The sequence below is a fragment of the Amycolatopsis sp. NPDC098790 genome, assembly GCF_044759945.1.
Classification (GTDB): domain Bacteria; phylum Actinomycetota; class Actinomycetes; order Mycobacteriales; family Pseudonocardiaceae; genus Amycolatopsis.
The window spans coordinates 85,541-109,812 of the sequence record NZ_JBIWAI010000006.1; the positions used below are offsets into that span (position 1 = coordinate 85,541).

Consider the following 24,272-nt stretch of genomic DNA (forward strand, 5'->3'; position numbering starts at 1 on the left):
ACGTCGGCCAGAGTCTTCGACGTACTCGGTTCAGCCAGCACCTGCAATCCCCCCGAGTCCGGGATAGCAGACCTGGACGGCGCCTTGGGCGAACCTCCGTTCGATTCACGCGATCGGCGGAGCGGCCTCGGGCGCCGGGGGTTCCACGAAGGGGAGGTTCCACGCATGAGGAAGTCCGGTATCTGGGCGAGTGGCACGCTGGCCGTCGCGGCCATGGTGACCACGGTGACCCCGGCCGTCGCGGCGCCCGCCACGAGTCTCGCGGCGACGTCCATCTTCACGGCCTACGAGAAGGGCGGGATGACGGGGCGGAAGGCGTTCATCGAAGGCTGTGGTGAGCACTCGATCCCGTACCACGGCTCGTACGAGTGGGACGCGCGAGGACAGAGCGGCCACTTGTTCAACCAGGGCAGCACCGTGCCGCACTACCGCCTGTCGAGCAGCATCGACACCAAGCAGGGGACCGGCTTCGCCTGGGTCAAGATCCTGATCGTCTGCTGAGCTCCGGCCCGGCGACCGGCCGCTTCCGCCTGGGAACGGGGGAGCGGCCGGTTGCCGGAGGTGAGCGCGCCGCCCCGCGTGGCCAGGTCGATCGGGGACGTTTCCGGCCGGACCGGAGCGCGTCGGCGAGGGGGGTGGCTGCCGGTGAGGTGACATCGATCAGCCGCGTTGACGATCTCGGCCTGCCGGACGCGTGATGGCCGGTTTCCGGCGGGTGGCGCCTCGCTGTCCCCGATTGGGCGGCGCCGGGGCCACGGCCTCCGAATCCGTGCCATGCGCGGTTCAGCCCCACAGCCGCCGACCCCTGCCGCCATCCCTGCCTCGGCAGGCCGGCCTGGGCGGGACGGCCGATGCGACCCCTCCGCGTTCCACCCGTGCGACGAGGAGGACCCGATGTTCGACTCCGCCTGTTGCTGTGGCGACGCGCCCACCATTGCCGGCCGCGCCGTCATCCGCGTGGCCACCACATCCGCGCACCCCACCGTCACGGTGTCCGCCGCTGTCGAGCTCTGTATGACCACTCTGCTCCACGATGAGCTGCACGCGGCCCTGCGTCAGGCCCCGCATCGTTGATCATCGACTTCGCCGATGTCGCTTCTGCTCCGCAGGTGGGCTTTCGGCTGCTGGCGCTGGACCAGGTCCTGCCGCTGTATCCTGACCGGGCCGAGGCCGAGAAGTGGCTGTCGCTGCCGGGTTCCCTGCATTGACCAGGCCGTCCACGTAGTGTCGGCGGACGTCGTCGTTTGGAGCGGCCGGGAAGCTGCCTGTTCAACCACCCGGTCGCCGGCGACGGACTTCCCGCAACGCGCTCAACTAATCACTGTGGGTGCCGGTTCACCCGGCCGTGGTTGCCGTGCGTGCAAGGAGTCAGCAGCTGCGGCCTCGACCCCGGGGAGGGGTGTCAGAGGTCGCGGCGATGCTCGACCAGCCAGGCTGCCACCTGGTGCAGTTTCATGTTGCTGTGCTGGGAGGCTTCGACCAGCATCCGGAAGGCGTGTACCGGGTCGACGTCGTGGGCCTGCATCAGCAGGCCTTTGGCCATGCCGATCGTGTCGCGGTGTTCCACGGCCATCCGCAGGTTCGCTTCGGTAGAGGCGGCGGCGAGGGCGATCGCGGCGTGGGTGGCGAACATCCGCCCGTCGTGCGCGGTTTGCTCGCTGAACGCGAACTGCTCGGTGGAGTACAGGTTCAGCGCGCCCAGGGTGGTGTCGGTGGTGAACAGCCGGTAGGACAGCATCGACCGGATCCCGGCCTCGGCGGCCGCGGGCGCGAAGGTCGGCCACCGTGCTTCGGTGGCCAGGTCGTCGGCGCGGAAGATCTCGTGCTCGGCGATCGCGTTCACGCTCGGGCCTTCGCGGGTCCGGTACTGCAGCTGGTCGATGCGGGTGACGAGGTCGTCGGTCGGTGCGACGGTGCGGATCTGCCCGCCTCGTTCGGCCAGTGAGATGCCGGCGTGGGCGGCGCCGTCGATGTGGTCGACCGCCGCCTTGACGATCGCCGCGAGCGTCGTGTCGACGTCCGGTTCGGCCTGCAGCGTCCGGGCGATCTCCCCGAGCGCCTCAGCCAGACCGTTGCCCTCCGGGGACGACGGAACACGATGGGGCATCCTTCCCTCCAGCGTCCGGTGACGTAGAGAGGTACCCACACCGAGCCGACGATCAACCGACCGCCGGACCGTCTGACTCTCCGTCGCCACACCGCGGGTGCAGCGGCGCGGCCTGGACGGTCGTGAGGGAATGCGACATCGACGTCTCGGGCCCGAAGAACGGACGTGGAACTCGAATGGGGCACATACGCTGCGGTCAAGGGCGTGGCCTGGCTACACGATGGTGGCTCGCATCGTGGATGGCGGTCGGTACGTCGGTACCTTCTGCTCACGTGGAGCGGAGAACACACCTCGCCGCCGCTCTGATTGTCAGGACTGCATATTTTTCGAGGAGAACCCATGCTGAAGAAGGTTGGTTTTGTCGTGGCCACGATGGCCGCGGGCGCGTTCTTGGCCGGGGGCGTCGCCGCCGCCGACACGCCCGACGGTCACGGGCACCACCACGGTCACCACCACGGCAGCTACGACTACAACGGCCAGGTCGGCCTGCTGAACCTCAACAACACCGACCTGCTGCACAACGTCAACGTCACCCCGGGCATCTGCGGTAACAACGTCAACGTGCTCGGTGTGCAGGTCCCGATCCAGCACTCGCTCAACGGCATCGGCGTGCCGATCCTCTCGCCGGGTGCCAACGAGGCCGACGGTGCGAACCCGTACAACTGCGCATCGGGTGCCGTTGCCGACGGCGGAACGAGCCAGGGCAACTGAGTTTCCGCGCCGCGGCCGCCCGTTGTGTGTGCGGAAGCCGGCTGGCGGCGCGGACCCGGTGTCGCGAACGAGCGTCGTACTGCGTGCCCGGAACAGGGAGCGAGCTGCACACTCCGGTTCCCCGTTCCGGGCACGCCACGACGACGGGTGACGCCGGCACGGGTGGGGTCGGCCACGGACCTGGAGACGTGCGCCGGTCCCACCCCCCCCGGAGCGTGCGCCCGTGACGGCTGACCAATACAGCCGGACCGCATCCATGCGTCTCGACCGCGGCGGCGTCTTCCGGAATCAGGCCTCGGTCAGTGCCTGGTCTATTCGTAGACGATGTAACTCGGCGCAGGATCGAGGGCCAGCACGTCCGCCGGATTCATCAAGACCGAACCGTTGCGGGTGTCTTCGTCGAAGAAGAGCTTGAATCCGGTGCGCACCTGGTCGGGCATGCCGCTGGTCAGTTTCCGCCAGGTGGCGTGCTTGGCAGAGGCAGGGCCGATGCCGTCGACGACCTTGATCGCCGATACACCGCTGTGGGGTGACAGCGACCGCTCGTCGTGCACCACCGATGCTGACACTTGGTGGTATGCCATGACTTTGTCCGGCAACCGGTGTGCGTCGACCAGGGCGCTGAGGTAGGCGGCGACGCCGTCGAGTTCAGCTCCGGTGGTGCTGCCGAACTCTTCCCCGGGAACGATTCCCGGATCGACGGCCCATTCGGGATCGAGGGCGACCCCGACATCGGGTTCGGTGAGCCAGCGTTCGTACGCTTGGACTTCCGGTAGGAAGTCGGCGCGCCCAGGCTGGATGTTCAGCAGCAGCACACCGTCGATCCGCCGCGCGGCGTCGAGGTAGTTGCGCACTGTGTCGTCGCTGCATCGGCTGCGGTACATGCCGTCGGCGCCGGGCGAGCGGTGCGCGGTCGTGGCGATCAATTCGACGACCGGGACGATCGTGTGCCCGGGCGGGTAGGTGCCGATCGTCTCCTGGAGCTTGCGACCAGCCGCGTCCAGGTCTCCGGTCATGGCCCCGAGCGCCGTCGAGCCCGGCGCGCCGCAGAAACCGACGAGAAGTGCCGTCGGAGCGGGAGCCGACGCTGAGGCCGACGTCGTGATGGGCGGGGAAGGCGCCATCGGTTCGGGCGGAGGAGGCTGATCGCCGCGGCTGTGCTGCGGCATGCCGCACGCCGACGCCGCGCCGGCCAGCGCCAACGTCAGCAGCAGACGCCGCGACACGACTTTCGTCAGCACGTTGTCAGCGGCCAACTCGGTCGAAGCGGCGCACCACCAACACGGCGCACTGACCGAGGGAGATATGCCGGCGCCGCGCCATCTCATTCAGCGCGGCCCGCGCACGAAGTGGGTGCACCCCGCGCGTCGCCAAGACCGCGACCGCACGATCAACATCTCCGACGCGCGCGGCCGTCCTGCGGCGAACCTGCACTATGCCCCCTCGATACGACACCCGCCAACGGTCGTGAGGTACCCCGCGTCCCCACCGGTAAACCCGGGAGCGCAGCGACATATCGCTCCATCCCCGGGTGGCGGGAACCCCGACCTTGCACGCCTCACTTGCACGGTGAAGCGCAGTGGCCACCGGACGCCGTCGTCACCACATCGAGCGAACCCCGATGATGCTGTGTTTTTCTTCAATGGATCGGCTATTCCGTTTGAGATCGACCGGTAAACGGCGCCAGGAGTTACTTGAGCAGCACGGCCGCCTCGCAGCTCGGCAGCTCCTGTCGCGCCGTGCTCGGGGAAGGAATGGTCATCGACACCACAACCTCACCGGACGTGCTCTCGCCCAGCACGGTGGCTGCGCGATACCGTCCGGCGGAGACGACGGCATCCGCGACCGTAAATTTCCGACGCGGCCTGTGGTGTAACAGTTGGATCAGCTAACTCGACCTCGGTGAGGCGTCAGTATTTCGCCCAGCCTCCGGTTGAAAAAGCCGAGCGGAGGAGGACTTTGGTCTCCCCCGGGGGTATGCGGTGGCATCCGATGTAACGGTCGTCGACCTCGGCTGGCTGAGCAGAGCTACCGTCGTACGCGTCGAATTGGACGTCATGGCCAATGTTCGTCTGATGACGAAAGCCAATATTGACGCGTACGCGAAGAGAGTTGCCTACCGCATGATCGGTGGTGTCGCGACAGTTCGGCCGTTCGACATCACCGTTCCCGTGGATGGGCATTGGTATATCGCTGTGGATACCGAAGGGTTGACGGCGGCTCGTGTCCAAGCCGAAGTCACGGTTGTCGCGTGAGCGCTCGTAATGCGAAGTCTCACCGACTCCGCAGAACCGGTTGGTGTCGCTCTTCGTGGCGATCGCCGGCTGGTCGCCGAGCACCGATCAGCAGACCAATCGATGGAGTGATCATCACGTTCGCGGCTGCGCGTGTCGCGGCAGGCCAATGGCATCATGGACGGCGCTCAGCGTCGAGCGCCCGGTCTTCCACGGACAGCACCGAGAGGGCAACCGCCGAGTAATCAAGATCTGTCAGGGCCGCGACGGAAACGGCGCCAAACGCATCGTCTTCAGCTTGCCCGCCGACGAGCCCCAGGACGGGTCAGCGTCGTGGGTTCGTTCAACGACTGGACTCCTGGCCAGCCGGTCTGGAGGGCCGTCCTGACCCGGGCCACGGTCGCGAGTGTGGCGTTGTACTCGCCGACGTCGTGAAGCGCCGGTCGATGCCGATCAGGAGCTCGGTCCGGTGCTCGACCATGAACATCTGGGCGGCGTCGCACGCCGAGATCAGGTTGCCGTTCGCGACACCGGGGCTGCCGAACTCGCGGTCCCACACCAGGAACGCGGTCAGCAGCGACGCCGCTTCGCAGGTGCCGCCGCGCTGGGCGAAACCTGGAACGGCGTCGCGCTGGACCAGCGCGGCCACGGCGGCGTTGCCTGCCTGGCGTTGCAGCCCGGCCAGCCAGTGCTGCGGGCGCGCGGGCCGGGCCGCAGTCAGCGGATGCGGCCGGGCGGGCTTCTCCGTGCGATCGAACATGCCGCCACTCCCGGATGACCAGGATCGGCCGTCTGCCGTTGTGGCGGGAGGTCCGAACGGTCGCCGATACGTGCAGCGCTGGTGGCCCGGCGGGTCAGTCGACGGTCACCCCCGCGCGACCGGGCGAAACGCGACGGCGAACCCGGCTGTCCTGGCCAACCGATCTCGGCAAGTACGTGACCTTCTCGACCCGGAACGCTTCGTGGTGAACGTGCACAGTGCCTATGCCGAGCTGACCGGCGTCACCACGAACCGGATGGCCGCGCTGGCCGACGCGGTCACGTGGCTTGGCCACCCGATCCGTACCAAGGCGTGACGACGACGGGCGAGGGCGTGTGCAGGTGCCCCGCGCGCTAGGCGCCGCACTCTGGCTGGGCGACGACGCTGGCGGTCGGCCAGGTGCCGTCCTCGACCAGCCGGCGGGTCACCCGGACGATCTCGGTGGCCGCGACCTCGGCAGCGGGCGGGATGCGGCCGGCTCGCGGCAGGGCCAAGACGATGGTGCGGGAGACCGCCGGATCGGCGATCGGGCCGCCCTGGAGCCGTCCGGTCGTGACGTCCTCGGCGACCCCGGCTGCGGGGAGCACGCTCCAGCCCTGACCGACGGCCACCAGTTTCTTCTGCACCGGCATGGAGTTGGTCTGGCAAGCGATCGTGGGTTCGGCGGCCGCGACGCCGAGCGCTTGGTCGATCAGAACGCGCAAGCCGTGCCCGGCGACGGGCAGGACCAGGCGGTTCTCGCACAGTCGCGCCCAGGTGAGCGGTTCGCGGCCGAATTCCGCGTCGGGCGGGGCGACGGCCCACAACGCTTCGCGCAGCAACGGGGTGACGGCGATCGACGGCGTCGAGTCCAGGTTGTACAGCAGGCTCATGTCCACCGCGCCGTCGTCGAGCCATTGCTGGAGGTGACCGGAGAACGCGCTCAGGATCCGCACCTCGATACCCGGGTGACGACGCCCCAGCGCCTCCACCAGAGGGGCGGCCACGAGTTCGACGGTGCTTTCGAGCAAGCCGATCGTCACGATGCCTCGCACGTGCTCGGGGTCCGGGCGGATCTCAGCTCGCGCCCGGTCCAGTTCGAGCAGCGCGCGTCTCGCACGCTCGGCGAGGACTTCGCCCGCCGGGGTCAGCGTCATTCCCTGGTTGCTGCGCTCGAAGAGCGGGACACCGACTTCGTCCTCCAAGGAGCGGATGTAGCGGCTGACCGCGGGTTGAACGACGTGAAGCAGACGCGCGGCCTTGGTGACGCTCCCGGTGTCGCCGACGGTCACCAGCGCCAAAAGCTGTTTGAGTTCCACTCGTCCTCCTGCCGGTATGCCGCACCGGTCTAGGGATATCACGAATCTGTATTTCCATCGAGTTGCCATAACGGTTCAGGATGGCAGCCATGTACGAACTCAGCGCAGACGAGACAGCGATCGTCGATGTCGTCCGAGAATGGGTCGACCGTGAGGTCGAGCCCGTGGCGCGAGAACTGGAACACGCCGACACCTACCCCGAAGCGCTGATCGAGCAGATGAAGCGGATGGGCATCTTCGGGCTCGCCATCCCGGAGCCGTGGAACGACGCCGGGGTGTCCACGCCGTGCTACGCGGCCGTGACCGAGGAACTCGCCCGCGGGTGGATGAGCCTCGCCGGCGCCATGGGCGGGCACAGCGTCGTCGCCAAGCTCCTGCTGCACTACGGAACCCAAGCCCAGAAGGATCACTACCTGCCGAAGCTGGCCACCGGCGAGATCCGGGCGACCATGGCGCTCACCGAACCCGGCGGCGGCTCCGACCTGCAGGCCATGCGCACCGTGGCCCGCAAGGACGGGGACGACTACGTCATCAACGGATCCAAGACCTGGATCACCAATGCCCGCCGCGCCCAGCTGGTCGCCCTGCTGTGCCTCACCGACCGCGACGCCGAGCCGAAGCACCGCGGCATCAGCATCCTGCTGGTCGAAAAGGGGCCCGGCTTCGAGGTGTCGCGCGACCTGCCGAAACTCGGCTACAAAGGCATCGAAAGCTGCGAGCTGTCCTTCACCGACTTCCGCGTGCCCCGCAGCTCGTTGCTGGGCCCCGTCGAAGGCGAAGGCTTCACGCAGATGATGCGGGGGCTCGAGATCGGCCGCATCCAGGTGGCTTCACGCGCCCTCGGCGTCGGCGCCGCCGCGCTCGCTCGCTCGATTCGCTACAGCCAGGAGCGGGAAAGCTTCGGGCAGCCGATCTGGCAGCACCAATCGATCGGCAACTACCTGGCCGACATGGCGACCGGGCTGACCGCGGCCCGGCAGCTCGTCCAGTACGCCGCGCGGCGCTACGACTCCGGTGAACGCGCGGACATGGAAGCGGGGATGGCGAAGCTGTTCGCCTCCGAGACGGCCATGAAGATCGCGCTCGACGCGGTGCGGATCCACGGCGGCTACGGCTACTCGACCGAGTTCGACGTCGAACGGTACTTCCGCGACGCGCCGCTGATGATCGTCGGCGAGGGCACCAACGAGATCCAGCGGACCGTCATCGCGCGTCAGCTCATCAAACGGAATCCCGTCCGATGACGTCCGCGACCACCTTGCTCTTCGTGCCCGGCAACGTCCCCCGGCGCTTCGCCAAGGCGGCGGCCGCGGGCGCGGACGCCGTCGTCATCGACCTCGAAGACGCGGTGCGCCCCGAGGACAAGGACACCGCTCGCGCCGAAACGCTCCGCTGGCTGACCGGCGGCGGCCAGGCCTGGGTTCGCCTCAACGCCGCCGGCACGCCGTGGCTCGACGCGGACCTCGACGCCGTCGCCGACGCGGCCGGGTTGCTCGGCGTGCTCGTGCCCAAGGCCGAGGACCCGGCGGCCTTGGCCGCGTTGCCGGCGCGGCTGGGGCCGGGCACCGCGGTGGTGGCACTGGTCGAGACCGCGGCCGGACTGCACCGCGTGCACGACGTCGCCGCCGCACCCGGAGTGGCCCGGCTCGCGTTCGGCTCGCTCGACCTGGCCGCCGACCTCCGAGCCGACGACACCCGCGAGGCGATGCTGCTCGCACGAAGCGCCATCGTGCTCGCCTCCCGGGTGGCCGGCTTGCCCGCGCCGATCGACGGTGTCACGACCGTCATCCACGACGCCGACGCGGTGACCACAGCGGCTCGCTACGTTCGGAGCCTCGGCTTCGGCGGCAAGCTCTGCATCCACCCGGCCCAGGTCGCGCCCGCGGCACGGGGCTTGGCCCACAGCGAGGGCGAAATCGCCTGGGCACGTGAAGTGCTCCAGACCGCCGAGGGATCGACAGGCGCCGTGACCGGCCCCGACGGACGAATGATCGACAAGCCGGTGCTCGACCGGGCCCGCGCCATCCTCCGGCCCTAAACGCCGGGTACGAAAGGCTTTCCATGCTCCCACTCGAAGGCACCACCGTCGTCGCGCTGGAACAGGCGGTCGCCGCACCCTTCGCGACCCGCCAGCTCGCCGACCTCGGTGCCCGCGTCATCAAGGTCGAACGCCCCGGCGCCGGGGACTTCTCCCGCGGCTACGACCGGACGGTCCACGGCGACTCCAGCTACTTCGTCTGGCTCAACCGCGGCAAGGAGTCGATCGAGCTCGACCTCAAGGACGAGGCCGACCGCCGGGTCCTCGACGCGATGATCGCGACGGCCGACGTGGTGATCCAGAACCTCGTCCCGGGGGCGGTGGGACGCCTGGGGCTCGACGCCGCGACCCTGCGGGCGGCCCGTCCCGGCCTCGTCCACTGCTCGATCTCCGGCTACGGCCCCTGCGGCCCGTACCAGGCGAAGAAGGCCTACGACCTGCTCATCCAGTGCGAAGCGGGGCTCGTCACCGCCACGGGCACGCCGGAGCAGCCGTGCAAAGCGGGGATTTCGATCGCGGACATCGCGACGGGCATGTACGCCTACTCCGGCATCCTCACCGCGCTGTTGCGCCGAGCCACCACGGGCGTCGGCGCGACCATCGAGGTCGCCATGCTCGACGCGCTGGCGGAATGGACGGTCCAACCGGCGTACCACGCGTTCTACGGAGGTTCGGAGACCCGCAGGACCGGGGCGAAACACGCGTCGATCGCCCCTTACGGCCCCTACCGGACTGGCGACGGCAACCAGGTTTTCCTGGGCGTCCAAAGCGATCGCGAATGGGTTCGATTGTGCCGTGAGGTGCTCCGGCGCCCGGACCTGGCCGAGGACCCACGGTTCGCCCACAACCCCGAACGCGTCGCCCATGACCACCTGATCGATCCGCTGATCGAGGTGGCGTTCGCCGCGTTCGACGCCGACCGGGTCGTCGAACTGCTCGGCGACGCCGGGATCGCCTGCGCCCGCCTGCGCCGCCCGGGCGAGCTCCTCGACCATCCGCAGCTCGCCGCGCGTGATCGCTGGCAGCAGGTCCAGGCCCCTGGTGGCGCCGTCCAGGCCTTGCTGCCGCCGGTCGACATCGACGAAGTCGAGCCGGTACTGGGCTCGGTACCCCGGCTGGGCGAGCACAACGACGAGCTCCGCACCGAGTTCGGGGCCCGGCGCGAGGAGCTCACCCCGTGACCGAGCGCACCGAAGTGCTGCAACCGGAGCCCGCCGTGGCGCTCGCCCGGCTGCTCGGCGTCGATCTGCCGGACCTGGAGACAGACGGGCTGCCGCTGCTGTGGCATTGGGTCTACCTGCTCGACCGGCCGCGCCAGGCCGATCTCGGGCCGGACGGCCATCCCGTGCGCGGGGGCATCCCGGCGCCACCCGCGCCGGGCCGCCGGCGCATGGCGGCCGGAGGCCGGGTCACCCGGACCGCGCCACTGGTCGTCGGCCGGGCCGCGACCCGGTGCACCGAGATCGTGTCGACGACGGACAAGACGGGTCGGTCGGGCCCGCTGACCTTCGTCGTCGTCCGGCACACCCTCAGCCAGGACGGCGTGGTGAAGGTCGTCGAAGAGCAGGACATCGTCTACCGGGAAGCCGCGGCCGCGCCTGCCGCGGCGCCGGTGGCCACCCCGGTTCCGCTCGAAGCGGACGAGCGGGCGTTCCCGGTGGACCCGACCGTCCTGTTCCGCTTCTCGGCGTTGACCTACAACGCCCACCGCATCCACTACGACCGCGACTACGCGCGCGACGTCGAGGGCTATCCGGGTCTGGTCGTCCACGGGCCACTGCAGGCACTGGTCATGGCGGAAGCCGTCCGCGGAACCGGGGCGCCGGCCGCCGCGATCGACTACCGCGTCGTCGCGCCGCTGTTCGACCACCAGGGCCTGGTGGTGCGGTCACCCGGGATCGGCTCGTCGCGGTCGGTCTCCGTCCGCGATCACAGCGGCCGGGTCACCGCGACCGCGCAGGTCGAAATGCCCACAGGCGAAAGGAAAGCGCGATGAAGGCCGGAATCGTACGGCAGGCCGGCGTCGTCGAAATCGATGACGTGCAGCGTCCGGCAATCGGCGAGGGAGACGTCCTGGTCCGGCTCCGGGCCGCCGGGCTCAACCGCGCCGACGTGCTCGTCCGGGACGGGCGGTTCGCCGAGCAGCCGCCGTTCCCGATCATCCTCGGTGTCGAAGGTGCCGGAGACGTCGCGGCGGTCGGCAGCGCGGTCACGAACGTCGAGGTGGGGCAACGCGTGGTCCTGCTGCCCATGCTGGGCTGCGGCGCGTGCGACGCCTGCCGATCCGATGTGGACAGTCGCTGCCGCGACCTGAAGTTCCTCGGCGAGCACACCGACGGCACGTACGCCGAGTACCTCGCCGTCCCGGCCCGCAACGCCATCCCGGCTCCGGATTCCCTGACCTACGTCGAGCTGGCGGCGAGCCTGCTCGCGTACCTGACGGCCTGGCACATGCTGGTGACGCGCGGCGACCTGCAGGCCGGCGAGACCGCCCTGGTCGTCGGCGCCGGGAGCGGCGTGGGCACCGCCGCGGTGCAGCTGGCCCGGGCTCTCGGCGCGCGGGTCATCGCCACCACCGGCACCGAAGACAAGCGGGACCTGCTGCGGGGGATCGGTGCCGACGAAGTCGTGAACTACCGGCAGGTGCCGGATTTCGGCGCGGCGGTCCGCTCCCTGGCGGACGGGCGGGGCGTCGACCTCGTCCACAACTCGGCTGGCGGTGCGACCATCCAGGAGTCCATCCGCGCGCTGCGCCCCGGTGGCCGGCTGATCGGCATGGGCTCGCACTCGGGTCCGCACGCCGACATCGACCTGTACACCCTCTACCGCCACGAAATCGACTTCCGTGGAGCGCACGCGGGCGACCTCCGTGAGGTCCCCGACGTCCTCGCCCTGCTCGCCGAGCGGAAGGTGCGGCCGGTGGTCGACTCGGTGTTCCCGCTGGCCGAAGTGGCCCGGGCCCAGGAACGGCTGGTGAGCCCGGACCGCTTCGGCAAGGTCGTGCTGACGATCGACTGACCCGCCGGCCACCTCAGTCGATGGCCTTGTCCTTCGTCTCGGGCATGGTCAGGTAGACGACCAGGCCGATCGCGGCGGCGATCGCGCAGTACAGCCACACCCACGTCCCGTGCCCGTGGGTGGTCAGCCACGTCGTGAGGTACGGGACGGTGCCGCCGAACACCGCGACCGACAGCGCGTAGGGGAGTCCGATGCCGGTCGCGCGGACCTCCGGCGGGAACTGCTCGGCCATGACGGCCGCGACGTTGGCCGAGTAGCCCAGCAGCAGGACCAGCCCGACGACCTGGACGAGGAGCAGCAGCCGGAAATCGCCGTTCAACAGCCGGAACGCGGGCCACGCGAGCAGCAGGAACCCACCGGCGAACGCCACCATGGTGGGCTTGCGGCCGATCCGATCGGACAGCATCCCCGCGAACGGCAGGAGGACCACGAAGGTGACCAGCCCGATGACGTTGGCCAGCAGCGCCTGGTTGAGCGGGATGTGCGTCGACACCGCCGCGTAGGTGGGCAGGTAGGTCAGCCACATGTTGTAGAGCACGACCCCGGCGATGTTGAGACCGAAGACGCGCAGAGCCGCCTTCGGGTGCTCGCGGAGCATCGTCACCAGGACGTTGCGCCGGGGGCCGCGAACCTGGCGGAACGAAGCCGTTTCCTCCACCGACCGGCGCAGCCAGAGCCCGATGAGCCCGAACAGCGAAGCGACGACGAACGCCAGGCGCCAGCCCCAGCTGTCCACCGCCTGCCGCGGCAGCACCGACGTCACGATCGCGCCCATGCCCGAGGCGATGAGGATGCCGGCGCCGACCGAGACCTGCTGCCACGAGCCCGCGAACGCGCGGCGGCCAGGTCCAGCCGACTCCACGAGGAACGCCGACGCCGAGCCGAACTCGCCACCGGCGGCGAAGCCCTGCGCCATGCGCGCGATCACCAGGATGACGGGTGCCGCGATGCCGACCTGGGCGTAGGAGGGCGAGACCCCGATGACGAACGTCGCCGCCGCCATCAGGCTGATCGTGAGGACGAGACCCTTCTTGCGGCCGTGCCGGTCGGCGTAGGCACCCATGATCGCCGCGCCGACGGGCCGCACGACGAACCCGACGGCGAAGATGGCCAAAGTGGACAGCAGCGCGGCGCTGTCGTTGCCCGGCGGGAAGAAGTGGTGTGCGAAGACGGACGAGAACGTCGTGTAGACCGCCCAGTCGATGAACTCGACGGCGTTGCCGATGCTGCCGGCGACGAGCGCCCGGCGGTTGCTCCGTCCGGTCGCTGCCGCCGGGACGGTGCCGAGCCGAGTGGGTTCCATGGTCGTTCTCCTCAGTCCTCGGTGGCCGTCAGCCGGGCCCGGATCGGTGCGGACTGCGCGACGTCCGCGATCGTGAGCGCCATCGCCAGGCCGCCGTCGCGCACGAACCGGTCGCCTTCCGCGCCGCCGGCCGCGGCCGCGAAGGCGGCGGTGTGGTTCCCGTCCTCGGGCGGGAGGTCGAACGACAGCATGGGGTGCAGCGCGGGAATCACCTGCGAGACGTTGCCCATGTCGGTCGAGCCGAACAGCTTGTCCGGGTAGTCCGGAAACGTGCGGCCCAAGTTCTTCGCGCGGGTTTCGAACAGCGCGGCCAAGTCCGGGTCGTGCCGGACCTCGCGATACAGCGACGGCTGGGTGGTGAAGTCCACTGTGGTCCCGGCCGCGAGCGCGCCGGCTTCGAAACACCGGCGGACCCGCGCCCACACTTCGTCGACTTCGGTGATGGTGTCGCAGCGGATCATGCAGTCGGCCACGACCCGGTCGGGGATGACGTTCACAGCCGACCCGGCTTCCGGTACCACGCAGTGGACCCGGACACCGTCGCGCAGCTGCTGGCGCAGCAGTCCGATGGCGGTTTGCGCGACCACCACCGCGTCGGCGGCGTTCAGCGCGTTCCACGGCCGCGAGGCGTGTCCGCCGCGGCCGGTGTACTCGATCCGCCAGGACCGCGAGGCGCGGAACTGGGGACTGACGACGTCCTTCAGCGACGGGTGCACCATCATGGCCGCGTGCGTCCCGGCGAAGACGCCGCGGTTGACCATGATCTCCTTGCCGGTGCCGCGTTCCTCCGCCGGCGTGCCGAACACCCTGAGCGTCAACCCCAGCTCGTCGGCGAACGGGGCCAGGGCCAGTGCCGCGCCGACGGCGGCCGCGGCGATCGTGTTGTGGCCGCAGCCGTGCCCGATGCCGGGGAGCGCGTCCATCTCGGCGCAGACGCCGAACACCAGCTCGCCGGAGCCCGCCGAGGCGACGAAGGCCGTGGGCAGGTCCGCGACCCCTTTTTCGACGGCGAATCCGTGCCGTGTCAGGACGTCGGTGATCGCGGCCGAGGTCCGGTGCTCCTCGAAGGCGAGCTCCGGGTCGGCGTTGATCGCGTGCGACAGAGCCAAGACGTCGTCGAGGTGTTGTGCGAAAGCGCTTTCGATCTGGTTCTGGATGCCGGTCATCGCCACACCTCGGTCAGCAGCCGCAGGATGTTGCCGCCGAGCACGGCGGTGATCTCGTCGTCGCGGTACCCGTGCTCGACGAGCCAGCCGGCGATGTTGCGGAAGTTTTCGGTCGGGTTCTCGAGCCCGTCGACGTGGCTGACCCGTTCCCACTCGAGGTCGCCCGCGTCGAACACCGTGGACGAGCCGATCACGTCGCCGATGGCCTTCTGGAAGGCGGCGTGGTCGCCGTAGAGCGTGTCCGGGCCGAACGCGACGTGCTCGATGCCCATCACCTCGACGGCGTGGGTGAAGTGGTCCATCACCGACTCGATCGACTGCGACCGGTGGTCGTAGGACACGGTCGTGTGCGGCGCCGCCTCGATGCCCAGCACGCCACCGCGTTCCGCGCAGGCCTTGAGGACCTCGTCCGGTTTCATCCGGGCGATGGGCCAGACCGCCCGCGCGCCCGCATGCGTGATCGCGATGGGCTTGGCCGACGCCTCGATCGCGTCCAGGGACGTCCGGTCGCTCGCGTGGGAGACGTCGATGAGCATGCCGACGGCGTTCATGCGCTCCACCGCGTGCCTGCCGAAGGCGGTCAGGCCGCCGTCGTGCCGCTCCTTCTGCCCGCTGCCGAGCGTGTTCGTCTCCGCGTAGACCAGGCCCATCTGCCGGATGCCGAGTCCGTAGAGGACGTCGATGCGGTCGAGCTCGTTCTCGATCATGCCGGCGGACTCGGTGCCCATGACGAAGGCGACGTGCCCGTCGCGGTGGGCGTCGAGGATGTCTCGCACGGTCCGGGCGACGACGACGCCGTCCTGGTGGGCGAGGTCGGCGAGCCGCAGGCCGAGCGTCGTGATCAGGTCGTCCCACTTCCAGCCCGTCCGGCGCGTCGAGCCGATGACGCCGAACCAGTTGTCGAAGACCGCGGTCAGGCCGGCCCGGCGCAGCTCGGTGAACGCGGTGAACTCGTGCTTGGCGCGCAGGAAGTCGGGTGTGTCCGCGAAATCGGCCGGCAGCAGCTGCGGGTGGTCGTGGAAGCTGATGGTCACGTTGTCCGCCAGCAGGCGCTCGACCCGGTCGTCGGCCGAACCGGTGGCGAACCGGCTTCGGCGAGCGCTCGGATCGGACAGTTCGACGGCGGGGAAGTCGGTTCCGCGCCGGAGGTAGGGGAAGGATTCGTAGTCGTCGGGCTTGGCGGCGGGGCTGTACATCGGAGGCGCTCCTTCGTGGTCGGTGGTGGCTAGGCGGTCGCGGTCTCGACGGCGGCGCGGCGCACGGTGCCGTCGGCGTCCACGACGACGGCCGGGTCGAGGTCCCTGGACGCTTCGGCGACCTGCGCGAGGATCGACGCGGCGACGTCCGGCCGCGGGAGGACCGGCTGGCTGTCCGGGTCGAGTTCAATCGGGTCCAGGCGGAGAGTGGGTCCGCCGGTGCCGCCCAGCCCGACGCGGAACACGGCGCTCTCGAACCACGGGCCCCGGACCAGCGCCGGGCGGTAGGGAGCCGACGGGTGGGCGTCTTCCCTCGGCACCATCGACTCGGCGTTCCAGCCGTCGCACCAGTCGAAGACGAAGTTGCCGGTCGAGTAGAGGATGAGCCCGTTCCGGTAGAACTCGACGGGGTGCAGGCAGTGCGGGTGGTGCCCGATGACGAGGTCGACGCCCGCGTCGACGAGCCGCCGGGCCAGGGGCTGCTGGTACTCGGCCAGCGGGCCCTGAGCCGCAGGCAGGTAGCAGTGGGGGACACCCCAGTGCAGTGCGACGACGACGAAGTCGTTGTGCTGCTTGGCTTCCCGGATCAGGGCCTCGGCTGCCCGCACGTCCGGCTCGTGGGCGCCGGAGTGGACGAACGGCGGCGTGCCCGGTGTCTCGTCCAGGAAGCCGCTGTCGAACTCGAAGGACTGGCGCACCCGGATGGCGCCGATCCCCGCGCGGTCCGCGGTCGCGTCGAAGCCCAGCGGTAGCGCGCAGCAAAAGCTGAAGAACGCGAGGCTTTCGCCGGCCGCCGAGACGACCCGGGCGCGCGTCGCTTCGGCGCGCGTTTCCCCGAAACCGGCGTGGCCGACTCCGGCGGCGTCGAGCGCCTCGACGGTGTCGCGCATCCCGTCGGCGCCGTAGTCCATCGCGTGGTTCATCGCCAGGGAAACCAGGTCGAACCCGAGCGCGGCCAGTTCCGGGGCGCCCGACGTCGGCGCCCGCATGGCGACCAGCTTTTCCGCGCGCTGCCCGCGTCCGGTGAGCGGGACTTCGAGGTTCCCGATCGTCAGGTCCCCGTCCCGCAGCAACCCGAACGCCGAAGCGCCGGGAACCGCGCTGCCCCCGGGGCGGCGCGGCCACCCCGAGACGACGACATCTCCTACGACAGTCAGGTCCATGCCAACTCCGTTCCATATCGTGGCACGCTGTGCCGCAGATTAGTACGACGTTTAGCTCGCTGTAAAGACGGCGCTGTGCCGGGATGAGGTATGGCAGTGCGTCCAGTGGTACGGTCGTGGCCTCATGGGCACAGCAGGTGACGGTGGCGAACCGGACAAGCCGAACAGCAGCATCCGATCGATGAACAGCGTGCTGAGCACGCTGCGCGTCTTCGAGGAAGTCGCGGTGCGCCAGCCGATCGGCGTCTCGGAACTGGCTCGGGTGACGGGCATTCCCAAGAGCTCCGTCCAGCGGTGCCTGGTCACCCTCGAGCAGGCTCGCTGGCTGCGGATCGTGGACCGGGAGCACGCGCGGTGGGGCGTGACGATGAAGGCGCTCGTGCTGGGGCTGCGCAGTGCAGGCGAGCAGGACCTGCGTGAAGTCGCGAAGCCGGTCATCCAGGGCCTCGCGGCCGAAACCGGGGAGACAGTGCTCCTGGGACTGCGCGACGGCGACGAGTACCTGATCGTCGCCCGGGAGGACAGTTCTCAGCTCATCCGCGTCTTCATGGAGATCGGGACGCGGGTGCCGCTCGGCGCCAGTTCCGGCGGCGTCTCGATCATCGCGCGGCTGGAACCGGACGAGATCGACGAGCTCGTCCGCTCCGAACCCGCGGAGTTCGAAGGCACCCCCATGCTGGCGCCCGACGAGATGCGCGAAGAGATCGCCCGGAGTGCCGAGCGGGGGTACGCCATGAACATGTCGTCGTGGTACCGCCCGCACGTGGTCTCCCTCGGCGCGGCGATCACCAATTCGACCGGCCGGCCCATCGCGGCGGTCACGCTCAGCATTCCGGAGATGCGCTACGAGTCCTCGAAGGAAAAGGACCTCGCGAAGCTGGTCATGACGGCCGCGGACGAGATCAGCCGCCTGGTCTCGTCCCCCTGACCGCGCGTCCGGTTCCGGCCGCCGTCACGCGCTCACGACGCCCGTGATGAGCGCGGCCGTCGCCTCGGGGGATTCCACGGGGAAGTGGTGACTGCCCAGATCGACGAGCACCACGTCGATGCGGTTTCCGAGGCGGTCCAGGGCTTCCTGGGTGACCAGTTCCCGGACCCCGAACACGGTGATCGGCTGCTTGACGTCGGTGAGAGCGCCTTCCATGTCCCAGGCGACCAGGCCTTCGAACGCCTTGGTGCCCGCCGGCTGCCGCACCGCCGCCATCTTCCGGAAATGAGCGTCCTTCAGGGCCGGGTCGGTGCCGGGCGGTGAGCCCGCCTCGACCATGTCGCGGACCAGGCCGGCGAAATCCGCGTGAAGGGGCCGCAGCAACCCTTCGGCCTGTTCTTCGTCCAGCGCGCCGAACAGGAAGAGGTAGTGGAGGGCGTCGAGGGCGACGATGTGCCGGACCGTGCCGGGACGCAACCGGCCGAGTTCGACGGCCACCGCCCCGCCGAGCGAGTGTCCGACCACCACGCAGTCGGCCACCGCCTCGACGTCGAGCACCTCGGCCACATCACGAGCGAACTCCTCCATCGTCCAGCGGTCGCGCGCTGAGCGCGACTCACCGTGCTCGGCGAGATCGACCGCGATCACGCGGTACTCGCCGGGCAGGAACCCGGTCACGCCGTCGAAGTCGGTCCGGTTGCACGCCCAGCCGTGGATCAGGACAACCGCCGGCCCTTCCGCCGGCCCGCTGATCGAATAGTGGATGACCGTGTCGTCCGGCCGCGCGGCTTTGCGGCTCTCCAGAACTCGATCGGTGGTCGCCATGCTCACTCCTCGTGCCGCAATGTGATACGACGTATCGTTGGGTAGCATGACGGTAGGCACCGCGTCGGCGCCTGTCAATCGGTCGCTCGCGCTCGTCGCGCGCTGTGCCGGTCACCAGCGAAGGAGCAGTCAGATGCCGGAAGCCCTCTTCAGCCCGATCGAAATCCGCGGAGTGCGGTTGAAGAACCGGGTCGTCGTGTCGCCGATGTGGCAGTACTCCGGGGTGGACGGAAGGCCGACGCGGACGCACACCGTCCACTACGGACGGCTGGCCGAAGGGGGTGCCGGACTGGTTCTCCTGGAAGGGACGACAGTGGCGCGCAGCGGGCGGGGGACGGTGGGCGACCTCGGCATCTGGGACGACAGCTTCGTCCCCTTCCACACGCGGCTCGCTGACGTCGTCACGGCCGGCGGCGCGGTGCCGGGCATCCAGCTCATCCACGCCGGCCGCAAGGGGCGGAGGAACCCACCGTGGGAGCCGCAGGTGCCCACGCCGTCCGGCGACGACTGGCCGGTCTTGGGCCCCAGCGCGGTCCCCATCGGACTCGACGGGTTCAGCACCCCCGCCGAGATGTCCCGCGCCGACATCGAGGACACGGTGGAGGCCTTTGCGAACGCTGCTCGACGCGCCGACGAAGCCGGCTACGAAGTCCTCGAGCTGCAGGCGGCCCACGGCTACCTGATCCACAGCTTCCTCTCGCCGCTCGCGAACCGGCGCACGGACCGGTACGGCGGCTCCCGGGACAACCGGTTCCGGTTCCTCCTCGAGGTCGTCGATCGGATCCGCGCCGTCTGGCCGGACCGCAAGGCTCTGTTCGTCCGGCTCTCCTGCGTGGATGCCGAGTGGACCATCGACCGGACCGTCGAGCTGGTGCGAGAACTCGAAGTGCACGGTGTCGACGTCATCGACTGCAGCTCAGGAGGCATCACCGGAAGGCCGGTGCCCGGCGTGAAAGCGGACTACGGCTACCAGGTGCCGTATGCGGAACAAGTTCGCGCGAGGACCCGGAGCAGGACGATGGCGGTCGGGCACATCGTCCACGCCGAGCAAGCCCAGGCCATCATCGAAAGCGGTCAAGCGGACCTGGTGGCGCTGGGTCGCGAGTTGCTGCACAACCCGAACTGGCCCATGGACGCGGCGCGCAAGCTCGGTTCGCCGGATCCATACGCTCAAGTGCCGGCTCGCATCTCGTACTGGCTGAGGAAACGCGAGAGCAGTTTCCCGGGCTTCGTTCCGTCCACGGATGGGGTCGGCTCCCGGTGAAGCGCACCCATGCGCTCTGGGACGGCCCGCGGAACGCCAGTGGCGTCTGGCACGACGTCCGCACCTGCGGCAACGCCGCCAACCTGCGAAATCGCGCGCGCGGCGGGCCGCCGGCGAAGCCTGACAGGTTTCGGGAGCCCGATCTCGATCATGACGGTGTCATGCCGGCGTGGGCGCGTTCCACGAGTTGTTTGATCGTCGTCTTCTGCAGCTCGTCCTGGATCGCCTGGCGGGCGCGGCGATCGATGTCGGCCATCCACGACTCGATTCGTTGGCCGACGGGGCAGTGGGCGTCCCCGGCGTAGGAGCCCAGTACGTGACTCTCGCCCTGCACGATGCGCCAGACGTCGCCGAGGGTGATGGTCGCCGGATCGCGGATGAGCTGCGAACCGCCACCCGCACCCGGTCTCGACGCGATCAGCCCGGCTTGGCGGAAGCGGCCGAGCACCCGGCGAATCTGGACCGGGTTGACGTGGGCGGATTCCGCCAGAGCGTCCGAGACCAGGATCTCCGGCGCCATGCTCGCCAGCATGGTCAGCACGTGGACCCCGAGGGCGAACTGCGTGTTGTTCGACATGGTGAGGACCAGTCTAGCGCATCTGTAACTCTCTCTGTTACGGTCTAATTTGTAACAGTGTTGCCTACGAATGGATGCTCATGAGCCTCGTCATCACCGGCGCGTCCGGACACCTCGGACGCTGTGCCGCCGAGCTGTTGCTGGACACCGGCGGCATCGACGCCGCCGAGGTCGTCCTCCTCACGCGCTCTCCGGACAAGCTCGGGAACCTGGCCGCGCGCGGCGCGCAGGTGCGCCGCGCCGACTTCACGGATCCCGCTACGTTGCCCGCCGCGTTCGCCGGCGCCACGCGCGTGCTGCTGATCAGCGTCGAACCCGTTCCCGAGCGAGTCGATCAGCACGCGGCCGCGATCGAAGCCGCGAAGGGTGCCGGCGCCGAGCTGATCGCCTACACCTCGTTCCCGAATCCGGACCCGGCGCACAATCCGGCGTCCATGGCGCCCGACCACGCGGCGACCGAGGCGGTGCTCTTGGGCTCCGGGGTGCCCTACGCGTTTCTGCGCAACGCCGTCTACAGCGAGTACGTGGCATCGATGTCGGCCCGGAACCCGTTGACCGGCGGCGCTTTCGTCCACAACTTCGGCGACGGAGCCGCCGCCTACGTCAGCCGCGAGGACTGCGCCGCCGTCGGCGCTGCCGTCCTGGCCGGCGGTGATGAGCACGCGAACAAGGTCTACGACATCGCGGGGCCCGAGGCGCTTACCGGGGCCCATCTGGCCGCGCTGTTCGCCACGGCGGGCGGCGTGGAGGTCGAAGAGGTGCCCGTCGACGACGCCACCTGGCTCGCCGAAGCGGTCGCCAACGGGCTGCCGGAGCCGGTCGCGCGCAGCGTGGTCTCGTTCGGCGCGGCGATCCGCGGCGGAGCGTTCGACCAGCGGATCGGGGACGTCGAGCGGATCACCGGCCGCGCGCCGGCCGGCGTAGGCGATGTCCTCAAAGGACTGTCGGAAAAGGTGGCGTGAAGTGGTTCTCACAGTTCAAAGCGCGATGGATCAGCTGCTCGAGCAAGGCGAAGTCGGAGTGCAGGTGGCCGCGTACCACAACCGCGACGGCTCCCGCCATGGCCCGCTTCTTCGCCGGACTCCCGCGCTGACCCGGCGTCAGGCCTGCGCCATGTCGAGGACGAAGCGGTAGCGTACGTCGTTGCGGGCGAGCCGGTCCAGTGCGGTGTTGACTTCGTGCGCCGGCAGGACCTCGACGTCCGCGGTGATGCCGTGCTGGGCGCTGAAGTCCAGCATGCGGCGCACCATCAGCGGGCCTTCGCCGGAGCCGCCGGCGAGCCGCTTGGCGCCGTAGAGCAGCCGCCACGGTTCGAAGCTGATGTTCTCGTCGTGGATGCCGACGAACACGTGGGTGCCGTCGAGGCCGAGGGTGTCGAAGTAGGGCTCGAAGGCGTGGGCCGCGCCGACGGTGTCGATGATGAGGTCGAGCTTCCACCGCCACGCGGCCATGGCGTCCGGGTCGGTGGAGAGGACGACGTCGTCGGCACCCAGCGCGCGCGCCGCCTCGGCTTTGCCGGGACTGGTGGTGAACACGACGGTCCGCGCGCCCATGGCGTGGGCGAACTTGACGGCCAGGTGCCCGAGACCGCCGATCCCGACGACGCCGACGGTCTTGCCCGGCCCGGCGCCCCACAAGGTGAGGGGAGCGAACACGGTGACGCCGGCGCACAGCAGCGGTGCGGCCGCGGCGGGGGCCAGGGCGGCCGGGATGGGGTGGACGAACCGCTGCGCGGACACGATGGAACGACTGTAGCCGCCGAAGGTCGGCGAGCCGTCGACGCGGTCGTGGCCGCCGTAAGTGACTGTGGGGTAGTCGAAGCACCAGTTGTCGCGGCCCACTTCGCAGGCGGGGCACTTGCCGCAGGAGTCGACGATGGTGCCGATCCCGACGGTGTCGCCAGGCGCGAAATCGGTCACGTCGGAGCCGGTCGCGGTCACCCGGCCGATGATTTCGTGACCCGGCACGAGGGGTTGCCCGGACGTGGCGGCGCGGACGGCGTCGAGGTCGGTGGCGCACACGCCGCAGTAGTCGATTTCGATCGCTACGTCGTCGGGCCGGACTTCGCGGCGCTGGAAGGTGTACGGCGTCAGGGCGCCGTTGGGCTCGAACGCGGCCCAGCCGTGGGTTTCGGGCATGGTGATCTCCTCGGTCAGCAGTAGGTCTTCAGTGCGGGCAGGAAGTCGGCGGCCGGCAGCGGCGGCTCGTGGACGTGCCGCCGAGCGGTGATCTGGTAAACGGGCCGGTCGGCCGGGTCGAACTCCGGCCACGGCAAGGTGCCGTCGCGGCCGAACCGGGCGCACAGCCCGTGCAGGTGGGTGGCGACCGCCTGCGGAGGCGTGTCGCCGCCGACCCGGTCCGGTCCCGTGATCGCGGCCAGGTTGTCGAAGGTGAAGGCGATGTCGACGCCGTGGGCGATCCCGAGCCGGCCGCCCAGCGCGGGGGAGGCCCAGTCGAACTCGTAGACGTGGCTGCGGCCCTGGTGGGCTTCGGCGAACTGGCGGGCCGGCCACCGGAAGGCCAGGTCGGTGAAGACGGCGCACCACACCATCCCCGCCCGGAGCCCGGGATAATGCCGGGCGTAGGCGTCGTACAGGCGGTTGCCGTCGGGGTGGACGTGGCGCAGCACCCACCGGGCGACCGGCTTCGGCGCCAAGCGCAGCGGTGTCGGCGAGAAGAAGATCTTCGCTTCTTCGGTGGTCGTCCCGATCAGCAAGTCGACGTCCTTGCCGACGCCGTGCTGCAGCGCGGTCAAGGGGTGCTCGGGCAGGACGTCGTCCCCGTAAACGGGACCGGCGAGGATGAACCCGTAGAAGGCGTTGAGGCCGGTGTCGTCGCGCAGGTCGACGGCGCCGGGCCGGCTCGCCTTGGCAAACGCTTTCAGCGCGTCCTCGGCCGACCGTGAGGCGAAGCCGGCCACGTCGGGGGACACGCCGAGGTGCTTGGCGACGCGGGTGGTGGCCCGCTTCGCGATGTCGATCGGCAGCACTGTGGACCCGGCGCCGCTCTGGGCGATCACGCGGTGGAACAGCCCTTCAGCCAACGGGCTGGTCATCAGGCAGGACACGGACATCCCGCCGGCGGACTCCCCGAAGATCGTGACGTTGCCGGGGTCGCCGCCGAAGCGGCCGATGTTGCGCTGCACCCACTGCAGGGCCGCGAGCATGTCCCGGAGGCCGAGGTTGGTCGGCGCGCCGTCGATGGGCAGGAACCCTTCGACACCGAGCCGGTAGTTGATCGCGACGGTCACCGCGCCGGATTGGGCGAAGGAAGCGCCGTCGGCGGCTTCGAGGTCCTTGTGGCCGTTGATGAACGCGCCGCCGTGGATCCACACCATCACCGGACGCAGGCGCTCGGCGGGCGGTGTGGGCGCCCAGACGTTGAGGGTCAGGTAGTCGTCGCCCCGGTGCCAGCCGTCGTTCGAAATCGCGGCGAGGTCCAGCGAGCCCAACGTGGCGAGCGTCTGCGGGGAAGTGGGCCAGACGAGCGGGGTCGCGTCGCGCTCGCCGTCCCACGGGACGACCGGCTGCGGCGCCCGGAACCGGTTCGGGCCCACCGGCGGCGCCGCGTACGGGATCCCCCGGAACACGGCCACCTCGCCCTCGACGCGGCCGCGGACCGCGCCCGCTTCCGTCCGGACCAGGGCCGGGTCTTCCTTCGACATGACTCACCTTTTCGTCAGTG

At 69.8% G+C, this 24,272-nt stretch carries 26 protein-coding genes; 14 read left to right on the forward strand and 12 right to left on the reverse strand.

What is annotated here, in order from left to right; genetic code table 11:
• The first annotated feature begins 165 nt into the window (after positions 1-165).
• The 3 genes from ACIQWX_RS37645 (at position 166) to ACIQWX_RS37655 (ending at position 1,208) form a co-directional block, all read left to right on the forward strand.
• Positions 166-501, forward strand: a complete 336-nt coding sequence (locus tag ACIQWX_RS37645; protein WP_400881606.1) for a hypothetical protein — start codon at positions 166-168, stop codon at positions 499-501.
• A gap of 393 nt (positions 502-894) precedes the next feature.
• Entirely contained in the window at positions 895-1,074 is a 180-nt protein-coding gene (locus ACIQWX_RS37650; RefSeq protein WP_400881608.1) for a hypothetical protein, read from the forward strand.
• Positions 1,071-1,208 (forward strand): hypothetical protein, encoded by a 138-nt coding sequence (locus ACIQWX_RS37655; RefSeq protein WP_400881610.1) that lies wholly within the window; start codon positions 1,071-1,073, stop codon positions 1,206-1,208. Before ACIQWX_RS37650 ends, ACIQWX_RS37655 begins: the two co-directional genes overlap by 4 nt.
• A 194-nt stretch (positions 1,209-1,402) precedes the next feature.
• On the opposite strand, the gene ACIQWX_RS37660 is transcribed toward ACIQWX_RS37655, so the two are convergent.
• A complete protein-coding gene (locus ACIQWX_RS37660; protein ID WP_400881611.1) occupies positions 1,403-2,107 on the reverse strand; it encodes a GAF and ANTAR domain-containing protein in 705 nt (234 codons plus the stop codon).
• Between the two features lie 339 nt (positions 2,108-2,446).
• On the opposite strand from ACIQWX_RS37660, the gene ACIQWX_RS37665 reads away from it, so the two are divergent.
• Positions 2,447-2,818: a hypothetical protein gene (locus ACIQWX_RS37665; RefSeq protein WP_400881613.1), complete on the forward strand. Its 372-nt coding sequence runs from the start codon at positions 2,447-2,449 to the stop codon at positions 2,816-2,818.
• Positions 2,819-3,129: 311 nt separating this feature from the next.
• Here ACIQWX_RS37665 and ACIQWX_RS37670 read toward each other — a convergent pair whose 3' ends face one another.
• Positions 3,130-4,059, reverse strand: a complete 930-nt coding sequence (locus ACIQWX_RS37670; RefSeq protein ID WP_400881615.1) for a hypothetical protein — start codon at positions 4,057-4,059, stop codon at positions 3,130-3,132.
• Between the two features lie 741 nt (positions 4,060-4,800).
• Between ACIQWX_RS37670 and ACIQWX_RS37675 the strand changes: the two genes are divergently transcribed.
• Complete coding sequence (locus ACIQWX_RS37675) at positions 4,801-5,073, forward strand: DUF1883 domain-containing protein (protein ID WP_400881616.1); 273 nt, start codon at positions 4,801-4,803, stop codon at positions 5,071-5,073.
• A 322-nt stretch (positions 5,074-5,395) separates the two neighbouring features.
• Here ACIQWX_RS37675 and ACIQWX_RS37680 read toward each other — a convergent pair whose 3' ends face one another.
• Complete coding sequence (locus ACIQWX_RS37680; protein ID WP_400881618.1) at positions 5,396-5,812, reverse strand: hypothetical protein; 417 nt, start codon at positions 5,810-5,812, stop codon at positions 5,396-5,398.
• Positions 5,813-5,882: 70 nt separating this feature from the next.
• On the opposite strand from ACIQWX_RS37680, the gene ACIQWX_RS37685 reads away from it, so the two are divergent.
• Positions 5,883-6,128: a hypothetical protein gene (locus ACIQWX_RS37685; RefSeq protein ID WP_400881620.1), complete on the forward strand. Its 246-nt coding sequence runs from the start codon at positions 5,883-5,885 to the stop codon at positions 6,126-6,128.
• Positions 6,129-6,165: 37 nt separating this feature from the next.
• Here the strand turns inward: ACIQWX_RS37685 and ACIQWX_RS37690 are convergent, their stop codons facing one another.
• On the reverse strand, positions 6,166-7,110 hold the full coding sequence (locus ACIQWX_RS37690; RefSeq protein ID WP_400881622.1) for a LysR family transcriptional regulator: 945 nt from the start codon (positions 7,108-7,110) through the stop codon (positions 6,166-6,168).
• Positions 7,111-7,199: 89 nt separating this feature from the next.
• On the opposite strand from ACIQWX_RS37690, the gene ACIQWX_RS37695 reads away from it, so the two are divergent.
• The 5 genes from ACIQWX_RS37695 to ACIQWX_RS37715 are packed head-to-tail and all read left to right on the forward strand — an operon-like array spanning position 7,200 to position 12,166.
• Positions 7,200-8,354: an acyl-CoA dehydrogenase family protein gene (locus tag ACIQWX_RS37695; protein WP_400881624.1), complete on the forward strand. Its 1,155-nt coding sequence runs from the start codon at positions 7,200-7,202 to the stop codon at positions 8,352-8,354.
• On the forward strand, positions 8,351-9,148 hold the full coding sequence (locus ACIQWX_RS37700) for an HpcH/HpaI aldolase/citrate lyase family protein (protein ID WP_400881626.1): 798 nt from the start codon (positions 8,351-8,353) through the stop codon (positions 9,146-9,148). Before ACIQWX_RS37695 ends, ACIQWX_RS37700 begins: the two co-directional genes overlap by 4 nt.
• A gap of 23 nt (positions 9,149-9,171) precedes the next feature.
• Positions 9,172-10,329, forward strand: a complete 1,158-nt coding sequence (locus tag ACIQWX_RS37705; protein WP_400881628.1) for a CaiB/BaiF CoA transferase family protein — start codon at positions 9,172-9,174, stop codon at positions 10,327-10,329.
• Positions 10,326-11,144: a MaoC family dehydratase N-terminal domain-containing protein gene (locus ACIQWX_RS37710; RefSeq protein ID WP_400881630.1), complete on the forward strand. Its 819-nt coding sequence runs from the start codon at positions 10,326-10,328 to the stop codon at positions 11,142-11,144. The genes ACIQWX_RS37705 and ACIQWX_RS37710 overlap by 4 nt, the downstream gene beginning before the upstream one ends.
• Entirely contained in the window at positions 11,141-12,166 is a 1,026-nt protein-coding gene (locus ACIQWX_RS37715) for a zinc-binding dehydrogenase (RefSeq protein ID WP_400881632.1), read from the forward strand. The genes ACIQWX_RS37710 and ACIQWX_RS37715 overlap by 4 nt, the downstream gene beginning before the upstream one ends.
• A gap of 13 nt (positions 12,167-12,179) precedes the next feature.
• Here the strand turns inward: ACIQWX_RS37715 and ACIQWX_RS37720 are convergent, their stop codons facing one another.
• From ACIQWX_RS37720 to ACIQWX_RS37735, 4 genes are read right to left on the reverse strand one after another with little or no spacing between them, the layout of a single operon-like run.
• Positions 12,180-13,469, reverse strand: coding sequence for an MFS transporter (locus tag ACIQWX_RS37720; protein WP_400881634.1), 1,290 nt, complete (start codon positions 13,467-13,469; stop codon positions 12,180-12,182).
• Between the two features lie 11 nt (positions 13,470-13,480).
• Complete coding sequence (locus ACIQWX_RS37725) at positions 13,481-14,635, reverse strand: M20 family metallopeptidase (protein ID WP_400881636.1); 1,155 nt, start codon at positions 14,633-14,635, stop codon at positions 13,481-13,483.
• Entirely contained in the window at positions 14,632-15,831 is a 1,200-nt protein-coding gene (locus tag ACIQWX_RS37730) for a dipeptidase (RefSeq protein ID WP_400881638.1), read from the reverse strand. The genes ACIQWX_RS37725 and ACIQWX_RS37730 overlap by 4 nt, the downstream gene beginning before the upstream one ends.
• 29 nt (positions 15,832-15,860) lie before the next feature.
• Complete coding sequence (locus ACIQWX_RS37735; protein ID WP_400881640.1) at positions 15,861-16,994, reverse strand: CapA family protein; 1,134 nt, start codon at positions 16,992-16,994, stop codon at positions 15,861-15,863.
• A gap of 181 nt (positions 16,995-17,175) precedes the next feature.
• Between ACIQWX_RS37735 and ACIQWX_RS37740 the strand changes: the two genes are divergently transcribed.
• Positions 17,176-17,922 carry an IclR family transcriptional regulator gene (locus ACIQWX_RS37740; protein ID WP_400881641.1) on the forward strand — a complete coding sequence of 249 codons (747 nt, stop codon included), beginning with the start codon at positions 17,176-17,178 and terminating at the stop codon, positions 17,920-17,922.
• Positions 17,923-17,946: 24 nt separating this feature from the next.
• Here ACIQWX_RS37740 and ACIQWX_RS37745 read toward each other — a convergent pair whose 3' ends face one another.
• Positions 17,947-18,747 (reverse strand): alpha/beta fold hydrolase, encoded by an 801-nt coding sequence (locus ACIQWX_RS37745; RefSeq protein ID WP_400881643.1) that lies wholly within the window; start codon positions 18,745-18,747, stop codon positions 17,947-17,949.
• Between the two features lie 133 nt (positions 18,748-18,880).
• Between ACIQWX_RS37745 and ACIQWX_RS37750 the strand changes: the two genes are divergently transcribed.
• Positions 18,881-20,011 carry an NADH:flavin oxidoreductase/NADH oxidase gene (locus ACIQWX_RS37750; RefSeq protein WP_400881645.1) on the forward strand — a complete coding sequence of 377 codons (1,131 nt, stop codon included), beginning with the start codon at positions 18,881-18,883 and terminating at the stop codon, positions 20,009-20,011.
• Positions 20,012-20,159: 148 nt separating this feature from the next.
• On the opposite strand, the gene ACIQWX_RS37755 is transcribed toward ACIQWX_RS37750, so the two are convergent.
• A complete protein-coding gene (locus ACIQWX_RS37755; protein ID WP_400881647.1) occupies positions 20,160-20,588 on the reverse strand; it encodes an Rrf2 family transcriptional regulator in 429 nt (142 codons plus the stop codon).
• Positions 20,589-20,668: 80 nt separating this feature from the next.
• Between ACIQWX_RS37755 and ACIQWX_RS37760 the strand changes: the two genes are divergently transcribed.
• Entirely contained in the window at positions 20,669-21,550 is an 882-nt protein-coding gene (locus ACIQWX_RS37760) for an NAD(P)H-binding protein (RefSeq protein ID WP_400881649.1), read from the forward strand.
• Between the two features lie 138 nt (positions 21,551-21,688).
• On the opposite strand, the gene ACIQWX_RS37765 is transcribed toward ACIQWX_RS37760, so the two are convergent.
• Both ACIQWX_RS37765 and ACIQWX_RS37770 read right to left on the reverse strand, forming a co-directional pair.
• On the reverse strand, positions 21,689-22,726 hold the full coding sequence (locus ACIQWX_RS37765) for an NAD(P)-dependent alcohol dehydrogenase (protein ID WP_400881651.1): 1,038 nt from the start codon (positions 22,724-22,726) through the stop codon (positions 21,689-21,691).
• 14 nt (positions 22,727-22,740) lie between these two features.
• The gene (locus ACIQWX_RS37770) at positions 22,741-24,252 is read right to left on the reverse strand and encodes a carboxylesterase/lipase family protein (protein ID WP_400881653.1); all 1,512 of its coding nucleotides are present in this window, start codon (positions 24,250-24,252) and stop codon (positions 22,741-22,743) included.
• Positions 24,253-24,272 lie beyond the last annotated feature (20 nt).